Annotated in this window: 17 protein-coding genes; 4 read left to right on the top strand and 13 right to left on the bottom strand. The window is 52.8% G+C overall.

The features are described 5' to 3' along the window. Positions 1-297: 297 nt before the first annotated feature. The 6 genes from F0155_RS15865 to F0155_RS15840 all read right to left on the bottom strand — a co-directional run bounded on the left by F0155_RS15865 (position 298) and on the right by F0155_RS15840 (position 6,138). Complete coding sequence (locus tag F0155_RS15865) at positions 298-2,088, bottom strand: prohead protease/major capsid protein fusion protein (protein WP_150525513.1); 1,791 nt, start codon at positions 2,086-2,088, stop codon at positions 298-300. Then, complete coding sequence (locus F0155_RS15860) at positions 2,089-2,307, bottom strand: hypothetical protein (protein ID WP_150525512.1); 219 nt, start codon at positions 2,305-2,307, stop codon at positions 2,089-2,091. A gap of 767 nt (positions 2,308-3,074) precedes the next feature. Next, the gene (locus F0155_RS15855; RefSeq protein ID WP_150525511.1) at positions 3,075-3,569 is read right to left on the bottom strand and encodes a hypothetical protein; all 495 of its coding nucleotides are present in this window, start codon (positions 3,567-3,569) and stop codon (positions 3,075-3,077) included. 72 nt (positions 3,570-3,641) lie between these two features. Next, positions 3,642-4,145, bottom strand: coding sequence for a hypothetical protein (locus F0155_RS15850; RefSeq protein ID WP_150525510.1), 504 nt, complete (start codon positions 4,143-4,145; stop codon positions 3,642-3,644). Between the two features lie 187 nt (positions 4,146-4,332). Further along, a complete protein-coding gene (locus tag F0155_RS15845) occupies positions 4,333-4,626 on the bottom strand; it encodes a hypothetical protein (protein WP_150525509.1) in 294 nt (97 codons plus the stop codon). A gap of 324 nt (positions 4,627-4,950) precedes the next feature. Beyond that, positions 4,951-6,138, bottom strand: coding sequence for a tyrosine-type recombinase/integrase (locus F0155_RS15840; RefSeq protein ID WP_150525508.1), 1,188 nt, complete (start codon positions 6,136-6,138; stop codon positions 4,951-4,953). 420 nt (positions 6,139-6,558) lie between these two features. Here F0155_RS15840 and F0155_RS15835 point away from each other — a divergent pair, with 420 nt between their 5' ends. Then, entirely contained in the window at positions 6,559-7,356 is a 798-nt protein-coding gene (locus tag F0155_RS15835; RefSeq protein ID WP_150525507.1) for a hypothetical protein, read from the top strand. Positions 7,357-7,441: 85 nt separating this feature from the next. Here the strand turns inward: F0155_RS15835 and F0155_RS15830 are convergent, their stop codons facing one another. The 3 genes from F0155_RS15830 to F0155_RS15820 form a co-directional block, all read right to left on the bottom strand. After that, positions 7,442-8,596 (bottom strand): methyl-accepting chemotaxis protein, encoded by a 1,155-nt coding sequence (locus F0155_RS15830; RefSeq protein ID WP_208999315.1) that lies wholly within the window; start codon positions 8,594-8,596, stop codon positions 7,442-7,444. Positions 8,597-8,647: 51 nt separating this feature from the next. Then, positions 8,648-9,172, bottom strand: a complete 525-nt coding sequence (locus F0155_RS15825; RefSeq protein WP_150525506.1) for a PAS domain-containing protein — start codon at positions 9,170-9,172, stop codon at positions 8,648-8,650. 391 nt (positions 9,173-9,563) lie between these two features. Then, positions 9,564-9,977 (bottom strand): nuclear transport factor 2 family protein, encoded by a 414-nt coding sequence (locus tag F0155_RS15820; RefSeq protein WP_150525505.1) that lies wholly within the window; start codon positions 9,975-9,977, stop codon positions 9,564-9,566. A gap of 109 nt (positions 9,978-10,086) precedes the next feature. On the opposite strand from F0155_RS15820, the gene F0155_RS15815 reads away from it, so the two are divergent. Continuing rightward, the gene (locus F0155_RS15815) at positions 10,087-11,466 is read left to right on the top strand and encodes a tetratricopeptide repeat protein (protein ID WP_150525504.1); all 1,380 of its coding nucleotides are present in this window, start codon (positions 10,087-10,089) and stop codon (positions 11,464-11,466) included. Positions 11,467-11,644: 178 nt separating this feature from the next. Here the strand turns inward: F0155_RS15815 and F0155_RS15810 are convergent, their stop codons facing one another. Together F0155_RS15810 and F0155_RS15805 are read right to left on the bottom strand one after the other, a co-directional pair. Continuing rightward, the gene (locus F0155_RS15810; RefSeq protein WP_150525503.1) at positions 11,645-11,938 is read right to left on the bottom strand and encodes a hypothetical protein; all 294 of its coding nucleotides are present in this window, start codon (positions 11,936-11,938) and stop codon (positions 11,645-11,647) included. A gap of 164 nt (positions 11,939-12,102) precedes the next feature. Beyond that, positions 12,103-13,356, bottom strand: a complete 1,254-nt coding sequence (locus tag F0155_RS15805) for a GGDEF domain-containing protein (RefSeq protein ID WP_150525502.1) — start codon at positions 13,354-13,356, stop codon at positions 12,103-12,105. 209 nt (positions 13,357-13,565) lie between these two features. On the opposite strand from F0155_RS15805, the gene F0155_RS15800 reads away from it, so the two are divergent. Both F0155_RS15800 and F0155_RS15795 read left to right on the top strand, forming a co-directional pair. Then, positions 13,566-14,315, top strand: a complete 750-nt coding sequence (locus tag F0155_RS15800; RefSeq protein ID WP_150525501.1) for a pyridoxine 5'-phosphate synthase — start codon at positions 13,566-13,568, stop codon at positions 14,313-14,315. Further along, positions 14,278-14,913: an HD domain-containing protein gene (locus F0155_RS15795; protein WP_208999314.1), complete on the top strand. Its 636-nt coding sequence runs from the start codon at positions 14,278-14,280 to the stop codon at positions 14,911-14,913. Before F0155_RS15800 ends, F0155_RS15795 begins: the two co-directional genes overlap by 38 nt. Before the next feature lie 3 nt (positions 14,914-14,916). Here F0155_RS15795 and F0155_RS15790 read toward each other — a convergent pair whose 3' ends face one another. Both F0155_RS15790 and F0155_RS15785 read right to left on the bottom strand, forming a co-directional pair. Next, positions 14,917-15,267 (bottom strand): ribbon-helix-helix domain-containing protein, encoded by a 351-nt coding sequence (locus F0155_RS15790; protein WP_150525500.1) that lies wholly within the window; start codon positions 15,265-15,267, stop codon positions 14,917-14,919. Between the two features lie 104 nt (positions 15,268-15,371). Next, entirely contained in the window at positions 15,372-15,965 is a 594-nt protein-coding gene (locus tag F0155_RS15785; protein ID WP_150525499.1) for a DJ-1/PfpI family protein, read from the bottom strand. Between the last annotated feature and the right edge of the window lie 25 nt (positions 15,966-15,990).

The following is a 15,990-nucleotide window of genomic DNA, read 5'->3' as shown; positions in this document are numbered from 1 at the left end:
ACCAGATGCACCGCCGTCATTCAAATCCCACAAACACCAGATTCAGTCATAGCTCGACGGCTGCCAACGCTCGATAAAAGCATCAATATCGCTAGACATAAAAAAGCTGCACTCACATTCCTAGAAAACGAGCGCAGCTTAGACCAAAAGCGGAATGCAGGTATAGATTTTATATTGACCAGAACTTCCAGAGCCCCATGATTTTGGATGGACAAACACCGGCAGACCGCTTTGTCATCTGCCCGACTGTCTTGCGGCTCATCTCGCCAATCAATCTACCATACCAAGACCCGGCCATTACGAGCTGAACGCGCCATATGCTCCGCGGTAATCGATTACCCCAGCTCCGAAATCCAGACTTACGCGGAACCGGACGCCCATGATTTCAAATCCGTTCTCGCTGGCCATTTGCGGACCTGGTGCGCCAGACAAGTAAGCATGCTCGAGAACCGGATAATTCGCCGGATCGGCAAAGACGAACCAACTATCGTCTTCAATCCTTGGCTCCACAAGAAGTTCAAGCCGGTTTGTGAAGGGATTCACATCGCCGGTCGTTGCAGCATAAATGGCCGCCAACTGCTTTTCTGCAGTCGTTTCCAACTCCGGCCCAACTACCAGATACTTCGGCTGAACGCTCAGGAACGGACGATCCTTTTCACCATTATCCAAGGCCCGTTGAGTGCGCATTGCCCTCCGCGCTGCGGACAGGGTGTCTTCCGATAGGGGCGCGGGAGCGACAGCGAGATTATTGTGATCCAGGTGAAAGAGGCTTTTGCCGGTTTCATCCATGATCGGGTTTGACTTGAGAAGACCGAAAACAAGTCTGTTTTCGGTTTCCGCAGCCATTCGGCCGGCTGTTCTGGAGAAGTCAGCAAAAGCATCAAGATCATCATTGATCAATGCCTGCCGCGACATGGAGAAGATCCGCGCAAACGTGTCCAGCTTGTAGCTTTCAGCGCCAACTTCCGCGCGTGTTGTATGACTGACCTCGCCAGCTTCGTTGACCTTTTCCAAAAGCCCCATATCGGACAGGCGAATGCCTTGTTTGGATCTGAAATCCGAGAGCAAAATCGACCGGGTTAGCATTCGACGAACCGGACTTTGCGCAAGCTGGAAATTCTCATGAAGTACGCGCCTTCCGGCGGACTGAAGCAACATCGGAAAATCACTCGTTGTATGAGCGGCGAAACTCCGTTCCAGAACCTCATTTCGCGTCAACTGCCGAGTATCGATATTCCGTTCTTCGAGACATACCCGCGCAAGATCGGCCAGGCTTTGCTCCATCAAATGGCGAGCACTATCGGTTGGCTGGACTCCAGCCATTCGAGCGTACACCGCCTCTTCAACAGCACGGCGACTACTACCTTTTTCCATATCCATTGCGGCAATGCCAAAAGTGGGCGCTTTTTCCTCTTCGTCTGCGAGATAGTTCAGAACTGCCGCGCGGAAGGCATCTATATCAACCCCATTATCAATTGCCTTGCTGACCATTTCAGCTGGCAGATCGTGGCGTACGGCGATTGCCTCAATTTCACTTATAAACTCTGGCACCGCGGCATTACCGGATTTCGGAGATGACATGGGATGTTTCCTCGTTCGTGCTATTGGATCGGCTGGTATTGGGACAATAGACAGCTCCAACGGCTCCCAGTCCGTCACGAGCCGCAATGAAGTTCCGTTTTCCGTCTCGGTGTCTTGCGTGCTGTGCACCCGGTAGCCAACGCTGACCGCAAACGGATGGCCGTCGGCAAGATCCGCAAGTATCCGAGCACCCCGGTTGTTTCTGGAGAGTCGAATGGTTGCGTAGGCAGAAGTTCCGTCAAATCGGACTGATCCCGGCACCACGGTTCCAAGGCGGTCTTCGATGGAGCCGTTTGAGTGGTTGTCTAAAACAGACATGGCTCCACTCTCAAGCCGATCCAATCTAACCGCCTCAGGGGTCATGGAGAGTTCTTCTAAATATTCACCCTCGAAGTCTCTGCGTCGAACACGTGTATTCGAGGCCCAAACAACCTCGACCGTGCCTGCTTCGCTATCGAACGTCGGCGCCCCTGGTAATGATGCTGAGCGAAAAAATGAAGGGCCCATCTACGCAGACCCGGCAATTTCACTTCTTAGGACAACGAGTCTCGACAGACGTTCCACATCGCATTCAATGTCGTTGGCCAACGAGTTAAGCTGAAAGGCGAGTTCGCGCATTTCGCCAGGGAGAAGCGCAACTTGAATTGCCCACCGTTCGCCTTGAACCGTGGTCGATACTGAAACCGTTCCATCCGAGTTCAGATCAATACCATCAGCTTCAACCATCAGAAAACCCTCAAAAATCCCTTGAACTCTAAATTACCATGAGAGAACCCGTAATCATTAGTAAATAAACAATATTATCAACGTTTTTTCATTATCTATTCTTCACTATTTTTCATAACTTCACAAAACTACACAAAAACGATGAGGAAATAGGCGCTCTCGCAACAACACTACCCAAGCATAACTTAAAAATTCCTCTAAAGAGGAGATAAATCCATGTTTTTAATAAGATATTTTCAATAAGATTTGTTCAGGGAGGACGAAAATGGGAATCGGAAGCGACGTTTTTATCGGTCAAAATACGCTCAAATACTGCGCTGCCGCCGCCCCGCGGTCGGGGGCCCTCCAGAAAGAACCTATAGCCACACGCCCTATTGCGTTGATATTGTGAGAGTTTTCCGGTTGCGTGCGCGATATGATCCACTTGGTTCTAGGCGTACCAGTGAGCGCAAACGTTACATTCAGATGCAGGCACGCTATCGCCGCTTAAGTATTCCCCCACCGTAGAGCGGGGGCGCTGCGCGCCTTTGGTGTTGTCACTATGTGGATGAATAGCGGGGAGTGGTAGGGTAAGACCCGGCGCCCCTTTCAAGAGAGGCCGCGGAAGCATCATCAAACTCAAATATCGATGCTCCCCTCCCAAAATATATATAGCAGTCTCCGAACGGGTACTGGTTTCCAGTCTCTAATATACCAATTCGGGAGCCTGTCAGTACCCGGTCAACTACTGAGATAGAGACCCATTTGGGTACTGAGGAATTTTTGTCTCAGCGGCGGTAAGGCATACCCGCTTCCTTCGCCCTTGATTTCGCTTTTCGGATCTTTGCGTCTGCATCGGCCTTAGTCTTTATCCGGCGCCACTCGTTGGTTGGCTGTAAATTTCCGTTCACCCAAGTCAGACGGTATTTCGAAGGCTTACGATGGATCCCATTTGCACCTCTGCCCTGAGCAGAAATTTCAATAAATCCCAATTCTTCAAGTATCCGAAGTGACTTGGAGATTGCTTTTCTGCTAACCCCATATCCAACAAAATCTTCATAAGTAACGGTCAAATTCCCGTTCTCACGCGCTCCTTGGTTACAATGTTCAAGCGCAAGCCGAAACAACACACGCAGTTCACTGGCACCAAGCATTTTCCAAGCTGGAGATTCTAGTATCTCTCTGGTTAAGGCAATAAACGGCCCTTCAATTTTTTGCTTTTTGAAAGAACCAGAACTCCGACCATTTGGAAGGGTCTTTCGCGTATTCTGATAGCTAGACATTGACCTCTGCCAAATTCCACCAGCGAACCCTGGACGATTACAGCATGTACTCCCTGGTACATTGGCGAAGACCTAGCGATCGGTTGTAGCTTGCACACAATTGATCAAGTTGAATCTAGCCTGTTCACAAAGATCCAAATCATCACCAAGCCGGAGCTTTACCCTTGTTCGGCCGAGCTCCTCCTCCCAGTCCTCAAGAACCATTTCGACCGTCCCCCCAATTCCAGCCATGAAATGCTTTAGCGCGCAGCAAGCAATATCCATCCAAAGCAGAGAAGGCAGAGTGGCTAAAAACGAGCAACTGACCGCTCGTTCTGCAAAAGCAAATGACTCGGCCAGACTCACAAGGTAGAGATCCTCTGGCTTGGCCGGAAATGTGCGTCCATGCTGCACAACTGGGCTACCAGCGTGCGCACGAACTGCTTTCGAAATTTCAGCCGGACGTATAAGCGTTGTGGCTAAATCCACCAGATCGACCCAGGGCGGCGCATGTCTTTCATACGGACTTTCCCAAAACCGCAATTGGTAAGAGCCCCTTGGGGTAGAGACGGCGGTTTCATAAGTGATGGAAACCATAAGATTTCTCCTAGATTGAGCATAGTTTCTCGATCCCAAACCTTACGGACTGGGTGAAAGAGATAGGTTTTAGGATTCATGGCCAAGTGCCGCACAACGCACCTGTCGAAGGTGGTGAACGAACAGCCTACTTTTCGCCGTTAATGGCTGTATCTTTAATCAAGCGACCCAGATAAAAATGGCTCTGTCAGCCCTCTATCAAGCCATCAGCCAAAAAGTTGCATAGGTCTTCAGTCGTATATCGGACAGCTTTGCCGAGCTTTCGATAATATGGAGGTTGTTTTCTGAACCTTCTCATTCTTAAAGCTCGCACTGAAAGACCGAGTATCTGGCTGGCTTCGCCCTCGTTGAGCAAATGCGGCAAATTGGGGTCCGTTGATAAAGCGTTATACAACGCCTGCCCGCGCTTACCCTCAGCCACCCAGTATTTAAGGCGGAGGTTAAACACTTCATGCGCGCCTGGTTTGAAGTTCATGTTCATTTGTGTCTCCTTTCATTAAAAGGTGACTAATGGTGTTTTAAATAGAAAAAATGTCAAACTGAGAAAAGTCCAAAATATCCATTCTTGTAGACTTTAAATTCCAAATATTGGAAATAATTCTAAAAAAAATAATACAACCAAATTTTCAAAAAAATGCGGTTTTGCTCAACACAGACGAGTCGTCACATGATATGAAATATATTTCATATACTTAAGAAGCAACTTTCGCATAAGTTGTAGATACCTAACTAAATTCTAAAAAATGAACTTTGATTGACTTAAGAACGGCACAATTTTGGAAAAAGTCCCTGTGGATAAACCTTGTTAGTTCTTCTGAAACTCTCTTACCTCACACGTCTCCCGGTCAAATAGATTTATTGCATTTGCCGCTCGCTCTGCACCTTTTCGCGCCAACGTTTCAGCGCGTTCGACATAACGTTCGGCCATTGCGGATGTTCTCCAACCAAAAGCCTCTCTTAATTCCATTGTATTAGCCCCTGAGATCGCGGACCAAGTGGCTGCCGTATGGCGCAAACCGTGGATGGTAATGGGTTCAATCCCTGCCGATCTGCAAACCTCCTGCAGCTCTTCTCTCAAGTTTTTGCGGCACAAGGGAGCATGCGGAGACCGGAGATGGAACACATATCCACTACGACTAGGCTGGCGGTCTATTATGGTAGCTGCATCCGAAGAAAGTGACCTTACCTGAGCGCCGGTTTTGGTATCATCCAACGAAGCAATTTGACGTTTTAAATCCACGCTAGCCCATCGAAGGCTCAATGCCTCAGATAATCGCCAACCGCTCACAGCTAGAAATCGAATTGCTTCGGAGTATGGCCCTGTTCGTTGCGATAAAGCCGACTTGAATGCCGGTAGATCATGTTCATCGATCCACTCTTCGCGCTTCTTCTCAGGAAACTTCTTCACTCCTGTCGCTGGATTATCCGCTCGCCACTCACGCTCCATCGAATAAGTGAACATCTTACTCAAGACTGCCAAGCTTCTATTCGCAGAATAAGGTGTCTTGCGCATGCTCAAATGCCAGTCACGAATTTCACCGCGTGTGACCTCTTCAACCTTATGATCCGAGAATACAGGTAGAATTTTGTTTGTTAGGAGGTGGGTGTAGTCTTTGGCAGTCGAAGGCTTAACTGACGGCAAATGATCTGCTCCAAATCCATCAGCCAAATCGCGGATAGTGCGTGAAGCCTTTCTAGCCTTCTTTGCGTTGACTACTCGTTCTCCCCGGGCCCGGGCTTCTAGAAGCCTTGAAGCTTCTGAGCGTGCAGCTGCAGCCGTCCAAGGATCTTTCCATTGCCCGATGGTGACCTTGATCGTACGCCTTTTTCCATGTGTTCGTTCCTGATAGATCACCCAAAATGAATGGCTAAGAGAGCCATCTGCCTTTCGGCGAACGCGTACGGCGAAACCCGTCAATTGGGAATCTCTCACCACAACTTCGCCAGATGGGCCAGGAGCAATGCGAGCAATTGCAGCTTCAGTAAGTTTCATAATCAGACAGTCCTGTGGGGGATGCTATAGGGTATGCCAGTTCAGGAAAATTAGCGACTTTTCCGGTATATGGGTAGATTATAATCAGTGCATTTTAAATTATTTTTCAGTCACTTAATATCACGTCAGACCACTTGCTTTCACAGCTATGCTCAAACTCTTAATCAGACGGTCCTGGGTTCGAATCCCCGTGCACCCACCATTCCCTTCCCTTTGAAATAAAAAGCTTTTTCGCCGCAAGGCGCAATTTTTGCGCTGCGTGTGCTTCTGTTCGCCTGCCTGCACAGATCTCGTTTTACCTGCGAGAAACATCCGGAAAATATTATCAAGACTCCGAAAAACAACCATGTGTGAAAGCACGCGTTAACCATAACCGCTTAGGTTTCCCCTGCGTCTTTTTTGTTTTTTGGAGTATTTGGGGTGTTGAAACAAGGGCTTGCCGCTTGCGGCATTCTGATCTCTATGAGCTGCGGGCAAGGAGAGGCTGCGGACATCGGTGGCGGCTATACAAAGCCTCCGGTCGCTGGCACCCAGCTTCGCGGCTCCTTTGGAATGAGAACATGGTTCAGCTCCGTAAAGGCTGACTACGACCACGCCGACATTCATGTTTTTAACGCTGAAGACATCAACAGCATATCGACTGAAGCCTATTATCGGCTGGAGAGCTCTGCCACACGGTTCTATTTTCAGGGAACCGCTGGCATTGGAGCCAATATGGGCGGCCGATTCAAAGGCCCCTACGTCGTGGACCGGGATCTCGGCAACAGCGCATTTGGCTACTTCAATGCAGATCTCGGATTTCGTGCATTTGACCTGAAGGGCCACACGCTGGGTGCCTTTGTCGGATACCAATATGTCCATGACAAGTTCAAGACCCCATCGGTAAACCGCTACTACTATTATCGGAACCCTTCCTGGCTGCTTGGCCGTCTGGGTGTTTCCGGCCACGGACAGTTCACGGACAAATTCGGTTGGCACGCAGAAGCGGCCTATATCCCTGTAGGCAAGATCGACACCGGTCAAAACGTGGAAACCAGCAAGGAAGCCAAAGGGTATCAGGCTGAAGTGTTTCTCACCTATTCCCCAACCGAAGCATGGTCACTTGGCCTGGGCGCCCGGCATTGGCGTTTCGAGGGAGAGCTGGAACGAAGCGGCCAGAAATTCACCGTCGACTACACACGATCAGGCTTGCTTCTGGAAGCGGCATACAGGTTCTAGGCTCCTCTGTACCAACCCCGCATGCAAAAACCCCGCAGAAGCTCTCCACTTCTGCGGGGTTTGTTGTGCTTTTCGTATGACCGGGTCAGACGACTTTGCGTACCTGAGTCAGGAATTCCCCGACTTCCTTGCGCATCATCTCACCCTTCTGGGCAAGTTCGCTGGAGGCTTCCAGAATATGTCCGGCAGATTCCTTGGTATCGGAAACCACCTCGCTGATGCGGCCGATATTCGAGCTCACCTCGGCAGTGCCCTGAGAGGCTTGCTCGACGTTGCGGGCGATTTCGTTGGTCGCAGAGCTCTGTTCCTCAACCGCCGCCGCGATCACGGACGCATATTCGTAGACGTTTGAAATCGTGGTCCCGATTGTGCCGATGGACGCAATAGCCTGCTGGCTTGCAGCCTGGACGCCGGCGATCTGGGCACGGATCTCTTCCGTCGCACGGGCGGTCTGGTTGGCCAGTTCCTTGACCTCGGCAGCAACAACCGCAAAGCCCTTGCCGGCTTCCCCTGCCCTTGCCGACTCGATTGTCGCATTGAGAGCAAGAAGGTTGGTCTGGTCGGCAATCTCGGCAATCAGGTCGATGACCTTGCCGATCTTGTCGGAAGCGTCGGAAAGACCTGCAATGTCGGAGGTGGTCTTTTCCACTTCCTTCACGGCGCTGGCAACAACCTGCGAGGACTGGGTGACCTGCGAGTTGATCTCGGCAACAGAGTTGGTCATCTCTTCGGTAGCAGCTGCAACCGAGCCCACATTGTTGGACGCCTGCTCGGCAGCCGAAGACACCGCATAGGCCTGATCGCTGGCTGCAGCCGTGTTCTGCTCAAGCGTTCTGGCGGATGCTTCCAGCTCGGTGGCGGCAGAGGCAACCGCTCCAACCACTTCACCCATGCGGGCCTCAAAGCCCTGAACGACTTCGGTGAAGGACAGAACGCGATTTTCCATCGACTGCATGGCGTTGTTGATCGTCGCCGCAGCCTCTCCAAACGTACCGGTCATCCCCCGTTCGGAGATCTTGCGGTAGTATTTGTTCTGCGCAACATATTCTAGCGCAGCGCGGGTTTCACGAACATAGGCATCGGTCCGGTCGATCATGCGATTGATCGCATGCATCAGCTCGGCGGTTTCGCCCTTTTCCGTGATATTGATAATGCGCGCTTCGAAATCGCCGTTTGCAACAGCTTCGCAAACTGTCAGCGCCTTTCTTATCGCGGCCTTGTTACCACCTGAAAATATCATCGTTGGTTCCTGATTCTTTCGATCGTCTTTGATGATCGTTCCAAACGGCGCCTAGAGCGTCGCGATGAATTTGTCGTAAGGAACGTTATGTTCCTGCAGCATGCGATGAACCATCGCGTTGGATTCCACCAGCCCGAGCTTTCGGTCGGAATGGCGCTGCTCTTCGGCCAGAAGGCTGCGGTAGAATGGCTGGATCGTGTTTTCCAAAATGGTGCGATCCGGAACGCGGCGGTTGGAATGGTAACCGACAATCTTGCCATCGCGGGTTCGGCTTGGCGTCACATGCGCCAGAACCCAGTAGTGGTCGCCGTTCTTGCAGCGGTTGACCACATAGGCAAAAATCTCCTGCCCTTCCTGAATGGTATCCCAAAGAAGCTTGAAGACGCAGCGCGGCATTTCCGGATGGCGGATCATGCTGTGCGGCTGTCCGATACATTCAGCTTCGGTGTATCCAGCCATATTGAGGAAGACATCATTGCAGTAGGTCATGCGACCCTTCAGATCAGTCTTGCTGACAATGATCTCGTCTTCACCAAAAAAACGCTCAACACCGGTGACGGATAAATTACGTGCCATGTGCCCTTTCCCCTTGGGGTTCCCGCTTCGGACCTCTTCTACACCCCCACGAGTTACCCAGAGTTGCCGAAGACTTCCAACCTATAGTGGTACATGACTGTTAATTTTCCCTGACCTTACGCTTGGTAATTAATACTACGTATTCCACGTTATACTTCTGAAAGACACACGGAAACATGCGGAAAAAATAAATACCGGCCCCATTCTTTGCGAGGACAGCAATAATTGCATTAGACAATCAGAAGTTGTAGAACGTCGCAATTCGCACCAAATACCCACCTTGGATGTGAGCACGTGGTTCTTAAATTCGACAAGGTTTGGCATTCGCCAAACCCTGCCACAAAGCTGCAATTTGGTGCTGTCCGGGCAAGACCCGAGAGGAAAGACAAGTCTATTCTTCAGCTGAGCCCCAAAAGGCATCTTCTTCATCTTGCCTCGAAGAGAACAAGCGGACCTCGACAATCTGGTCACTTTCCAGACGAAGCACGTCTACTCCTTGCATCGACATCGCCCTACCCGCCGCTTGGGCAGAAAATGCGATCGGCACAGCAACGGTTCCGCGATTTGGCATGAGGTCACCAACTTCATCTATGCGGAATGTACCGTTGGACACCTCCATCATTCCGCCGATCATCGACAGTACATCCTGAAGGCCAGTATGCGTTCCGGAGAACCTGTTCTGCCCCGGCTGATGCCAAACGACATCCGGAGCCAGCAGCTCAGTAAGCGTTCCAACATCACCAGTCTGAACCGCTTCAAAATAGCGGCGGGCTGTTTCGATGTCATTTTGATCGCTCGTCAACATCACACAATCCTTTCCATGGTTAGGCACCAACTCGTCTGGGCCGGAGATTGACATCCCACGGCGCCAAACATATCTACCTATCAATAGATAGTCAGCCAGGAGATGGGTAATGTCGGATCAGATTTCAACTGCAACAGATGCAAGGGGACTTTCGGTCACCGGCCTCACAGCCACCCAAGTCAAAACATACGATCAGATCCTGAACGACATTTATCACTATGTGCCAGGTACGGTCGGCCAACTCGAATCCCTGCTGGAAGAAGCTCCGGAATTTGTCCTGGGCAACGTGCTTCGCGGATACTCGATCATGACCGATGGTTCGGCGTCCGGCACAACAGTCGCCCAAGGCTATCTTGAAAGAGCAAGAAAACTGACTTCCGCCGTGACGGAACGCGAGCGACTTCACATTACAGCGCTCGGTCATTGGGTCTCCGGTGAACACGAGGGCCGCAATGCAGTCTGGGAGGAAATCATCGGCAAATGGCCGATGGACCTTCTGGCCTACAGGCAGTTGACCGGCGCGCTGTTCTGGAGTGGCGACAAGAAGAGACAGCTGACCGCAGCCATTCAGACTCTCCCGTACTGGTCACCGGAAACACCGGGCTATGGTCTGATTCTTGGCCCCCTCGCCTTTGCCCTGGAAGAAGCTGGCCGCTTTGCCCTGGCAGAAAGATATGCGCGCGAAGCCCTGGAGATCCATGCGACAGACCTCTGGTCGCTTCATGCCCTTGCGCATGTGTTTGAAATGCAGGGACGCAGCAAGGAAGGCGAGGCTCACATCGAGAGCGTGGCAGGCAAGCTGAACGACTACAATCTGTTTCGGGGTCACATCTGGTGGCACCTTGCCCTGTTCAAGATGGCTCAGGGCAAACTGGACGAAGTCTTGGGGCTCGTGGACAAGGAGATCTACCCGAGAACCAGCCTTTTTTACCTCGATATCCAAAACGCCGCCTCCATGCTGTCGCGGCTCGAGTTCCAGGGCGTGAATGTCGGTGACCGCTGGGACCGGATTGCCACTGCATCCAGAGAAACGCTGGGCGACCACACTGTACTGTTCACTGTTCCTCATCAAGCAATGGCGCTGGCTCGCTCGGGAGAAGGAACCCACATTGCCAGTGCGCTGGCTCAGTGGAAGGCCGCCGGTAACAGCACGAATGGACAGTCGTTCCTGGCCGCCAGCGCAGCAGAAGCGATCGCAGACTTTCATCAGGGTCGGTTTTCCGGTGCATTGGAAAAGCTGTCGCCACTGCGGTTTGAGCTTTCAGGCCTTGGAGCCAGCCACGCCCAACAGGACATCTATTATCAGTACATGGTCATGGCAGCGGCGGAACTGGGAGATATTCCTCGCACCAAGTCTCTCTTGCGCGAGAGAATTGCCAATCGGGCCGAAACCGAAGCCGACTGGACTGCGGTCCAAGCCAGACTGGCGGAGATTGAAAACATCCGCACCAAAGCAGACGCAAGCCTTGTTCTGCGCCGCGGCATTTAACGCACGTCTCGCATTCACTGGATCACTCGACGTGCTCTAAATATGTGATTTGGCGCATCTCCTGACGGCGAACCGATATCGACTTCGCCTGGAAATGCTCCAGAGCCCATCAAACAAAAAAGGAGCCGGTTTCCGGCTCCTTTTCAAATCACACGTCCTTAGCCCCTCAGGCAGAGCGTCACATCTTCTTCTGGACCTCTTCCAGCTTCTCGGCAACGTGAAGCAGCAAGGTGCGATGGATCATCCCCATGCCCTGCAGGGCTTCGCCGGCATCCTCAGCAGAACGGCGGACACGCGCGGAAGTGACCCTATCATAGACGCCTTCAGCCGTTGCAACGAGCTGCTGTGCATCACGATCAAACTTGTCGGAAACTGCTTTTCCAAACGAAGGATGCTGTTCCCACGCCATCGCCCCAATGAAGGTGAAAACGGCGGCAAAATAGGCCTGACAGGCCAAGCTCGAAATACTCATCGCGAAACTCTTCAAACAGTTAATGATTGATTAACCTGAACAATTTCTTACCCGGCGCAGATGCAAAGAGGCAAGGCTTTTGCAACTTCCGCAGCGACAATTTCGAGTTATCGTTAATTTAGGTAAGGCACGTGGATCGATCAGATCCAGCCGCACCAAAAACATCACGCCACAGATCCAACCACCCTGTTTCGTCCCGCACGTTTGGCTTCGTAAAGCCGCTTGTCCGCGACATCGAACAGTCTTTCGACCGTTTCGCCATCTTCAGGTGAGGTTGCAACACCGATGCTGACCGTCACCGGAACTGTTTGGCCGGCAAGCATCTCCATCTCGATCGAGTGCCTCAACCGTTCAGCCATGGACCGGGCGCCTTCGGCAGGCAACCGATCGCTGAGCAGGACAAACTCTTCCCCGCCAAATCGATACAGCTGGTCATCTGATCTCAAATTGCGCTGCAGCAGCTTCCCCACCGCCTGCAGGACGCGGTCTCCGGCCTGATGGCCATGTTCGTCATTGACCCGTTTGAAGTGGTCGATATCGATGACCAGAAGCGACAAGGCATGTCCCTTCGCCATGCTTTGCGACAGGATACGCGGAGCCTGTTCCTCATAGGCCTTGCGGTGCAGGGCACCGGTCAGGTGATCAACGCGGGAATCCTCCAGAAGCCGATGGTAGCGCTCGCGATAGGTCAGCACGTTGAAAACGTCTAAAAACGACCGATCGGCAAGCCAGCTCTCCTTGTTGGCGACGAAGCTGAGATAGAGCCAGAACAGGATCACATAGATCAGCACGGCACCCATCTTCGCGGCCCAACCGCCAAAGAACACCTGTATCGGCGCACCTGAAACATAGTGCAGCGCCATGTAGAAGCCGGCCTGATCAAAGGTCAGCACAACAGCCCCGCAGATCAGAAACCGCGCAGCGAGGTGATGCTTCAGCCATTTGCCCAACCGCTCGTAGAGCACGATGATCGCGATGGAATCTATGAAGAGCAAGATGGTGCCCCACACCATCAACCAGCCGATCTCGTCGACAAAGGAGATATCCGGTATCCGACCTTCGCTGACGATGACCGTCTCATGGTTGCGCAGGATCATCACAAGGCCGACGATCAGGAAATTGCCGATCAGCAGGCCATAGATCGGCTGCCGCACGACCAGTGCATCCTCGCGGATATACAGCAGCAGGATCATCAACAACTTGCCGGAAAAGAGGACCGTCGACCCCGGCGAGACGATGCCAAACGGCAAGGTGATATAGAAGACGCTGGCCAGATAGGTCTCCAGAAAGTGCATCACGCCAAGGGCGCACATGAAGACGCCGATACCGATCTGCCGCCGCGCCTGCAACAGACTGATCATCACAACGAAATAGAAGACCGCCTGTGCGATCAGCAGGAGCGTGTTGGAAAATGCCATTTGAGTTGGATACCGCGCTTGTGCGTTTTGACAAGCCCTAATTGCGGCACCTGCCTGCGGCGTCACGTCCTCCCGTGCATCGCCACTTGGGGAGAAAACATTGTCACATGGAACAATTTCGCATTTGACACCGGCCATCAGGAACTGGAATTTCTCCCATTCCGGCAAGCTCTTGCCATCAACTGAAAGATACCTTCGGAACTCAATCCATGTCTGCCGTTTCGCGCCTGTCCGTCAATGTGAATGCCATCGCCATGCTGCGCAACCGCCGGGACCTGCCCTGGCCCAGCGTGACAGGACTGGCCGCTCTTGCCATGGAAGCCGGAGCCAAGGGCATCACCGTTCATCCCCGCCCTGATGAGCGCCACATTCGCAAGACCGATGTATTTGAGCTGTCCGAACTGATCGAGGACCGGTTCCCGAACAAGGAACTGTGCCTGGAAGGCTACCCCTCCCCCGACTTTCTCAAACTGGTGGAAGAGGCCCGCCCCGATCAGGTCCTGTTCGTGCCGGACGATCCGCAGCAGACAACATCCGACCACGGCTGGGACTTTTCCAAAGACACCTCAGCGCTGGCCGATGCCATTGCAATGTCGAAGGACTGGGCAGTAACCGTCTCCCTGTTCTGCGATCCCGATCCTGCAGCCCCCGAAAAGGCCGCAAATCTTGGCGCTGAACGTATCGAAATCTACACCGGTCCCTATGGCGCCTGTTATGACGATCCTGCTCAGGCAGCGCGAGAGCTCGACAGGATCGTTGCAACAGCGGAAGCTGCCCGGGCTGCAGGGCTTGGTGTGAACGCCGGTCATGACCTCACGGTCGAGAATATCCCGCCGCTATTGGCGCGCGCACCGTTCATCCGTGAAATGTCGATCGGCCACGGCTTCACCGCAGATGCACTGATCCACGGTTTTGCGGCAAGTGTCGCCCGCTTCAGGACGGCCATGGGGGAGCTGTAGGCAGGAAGAAGCGATATCCATGCCCCTTAATACTCAAATTCAGTTTCTGCTCACTGCTGATCGACTAAAATCCGTCATCAGAAACAACAAGCTTGTCAGTGGAGAACGATATGAGAATTCTGCCGAACACACTTGGCATGCCTTGCTGCAAACAATGGTCCTCGCAGATCACGCGCCCAAGGAAACAGATCTTGGTCACGTCCTGAAGCTTCTTGTCGTCCATGATCTGATCGAAATCGAAGCTGGGGATCACTGGGTTACGGAAGAAAACGCTGCTGAAGTTCACGCACTCGAGCAAGCTGCTGCTGAAAAGGTGTTTTCCCTCCTGCCCGAAGAACAGCGCCGCGAGTTTAAAGCGCTCTGGCACGAGTTTGAAGATGCAGCCACGCAAGAAGCCAAATTCGCAAACGCGATGGACGCCCTCCACCCAATGTTGATGGTGTTTGGCCCCGGCAGTTCGGGCGAAAGTCATACTGACCTCAGCGCAGCATTGCTTCGAAAGAAAAAAGAACCGAAACTCTCCCCTTTCCCCACCCTTTGGGATTATGGGCAATCCTTACTGGAAGAGGCCGAAAAGAAGGGCTTTTTAAGCCCTTGAGTTTCAATGAACCCGGCCGCGTTCGGTTTCCAGAATGCTGTCGGCATCCAGTTCGGCAATCGGCAGACGCTTGTCGCGCGGCACATCGCCTGACAGCTGCAAGGCCAGATATCTCCCGCAGCACACACGCAGGAAACTTGTGAAATTGCCGAGGTCATGCCCGGCATCAATGCTTTCATAGTGCAGCTTGGTGATCAGCTGGACGACGGTCATGCGATCGCGTTCGGCGATTTCCTCCAGCGCTGTCCAGAAGAAATTCTCAAGCCGCACACTGGTGACCATGCCGTCAATCCGCATGGAGCGGGTCGTGCTTGCCCAAAGTGTGCTGTCAGCCTCGATAAACAGTTTGCACATGATCCAACTCCGCCTGCCCTGCCCGAGCCACTTCGCGGCCGACTATGGATAATGGACGGGGCTCGGGCAAGAGACCCCGTCCACCTCACACCCCGAAAGGAAGGTCAGGCAGCGATATCTGCAGCCACACGACCTTCGAGTGCTGCAACAAACTGCTTGAGCCATGCCGGGTGAGCAGGCCAAGCCGGTGCAGTGACCAGATTGCCGTCGGTCACGGCTCCATCAATCGCAATGTCGGCATAGGTGGCGCCAGCCAGTTCGACTTCCGGACGGCAGGCCGGATAGGCGGAAACGGTCCGGCCTTCGATCACACGGGCTGCAGAAAGCAGCTGTGCGCCGTGGCAAATCGCGGCAACCGGCTTGTTCGCGTCAAAGAAGTGACGAACGGCGGCGATCACCTTGTCGTCCAGCCGCAGATATTCCGGCGCCCGTCCGCCGGGGATCAAAAGCGCGTCGTAATCTTCAACAGAAACATCAGCAAAGCTGGCATTCAAAGTGAAATTGTGGCCACGCTTTTCCGTGTAGGTCTGATCGCCCTCGAAGTCATGGATCGACGTTGCGACCGTTTCGCCAGCCTTCTTGCCGGGGCACACCGCATCCACGTCGTACCCCATCGCCAGCAGCGCCTGGAACGGCACCATGGTTTCATAGTCTTCGGTGAAATCGCCGGTGATCATCAGAATTTTTTTCGCGCTCATCATGTCCTCCCGGGAGCGTTGCTGA

The organism is Roseibium sediminis (genome assembly GCF_008711325.1).
Lineage (GTDB): Bacteria > Pseudomonadota > Alphaproteobacteria > Rhizobiales > Stappiaceae > Roseibium > Roseibium sediminis.
The sequence above is the reverse complement of the archived record's forward strand: the minus strand, read 5'-3'. Positions and strand labels throughout refer to the sequence as shown.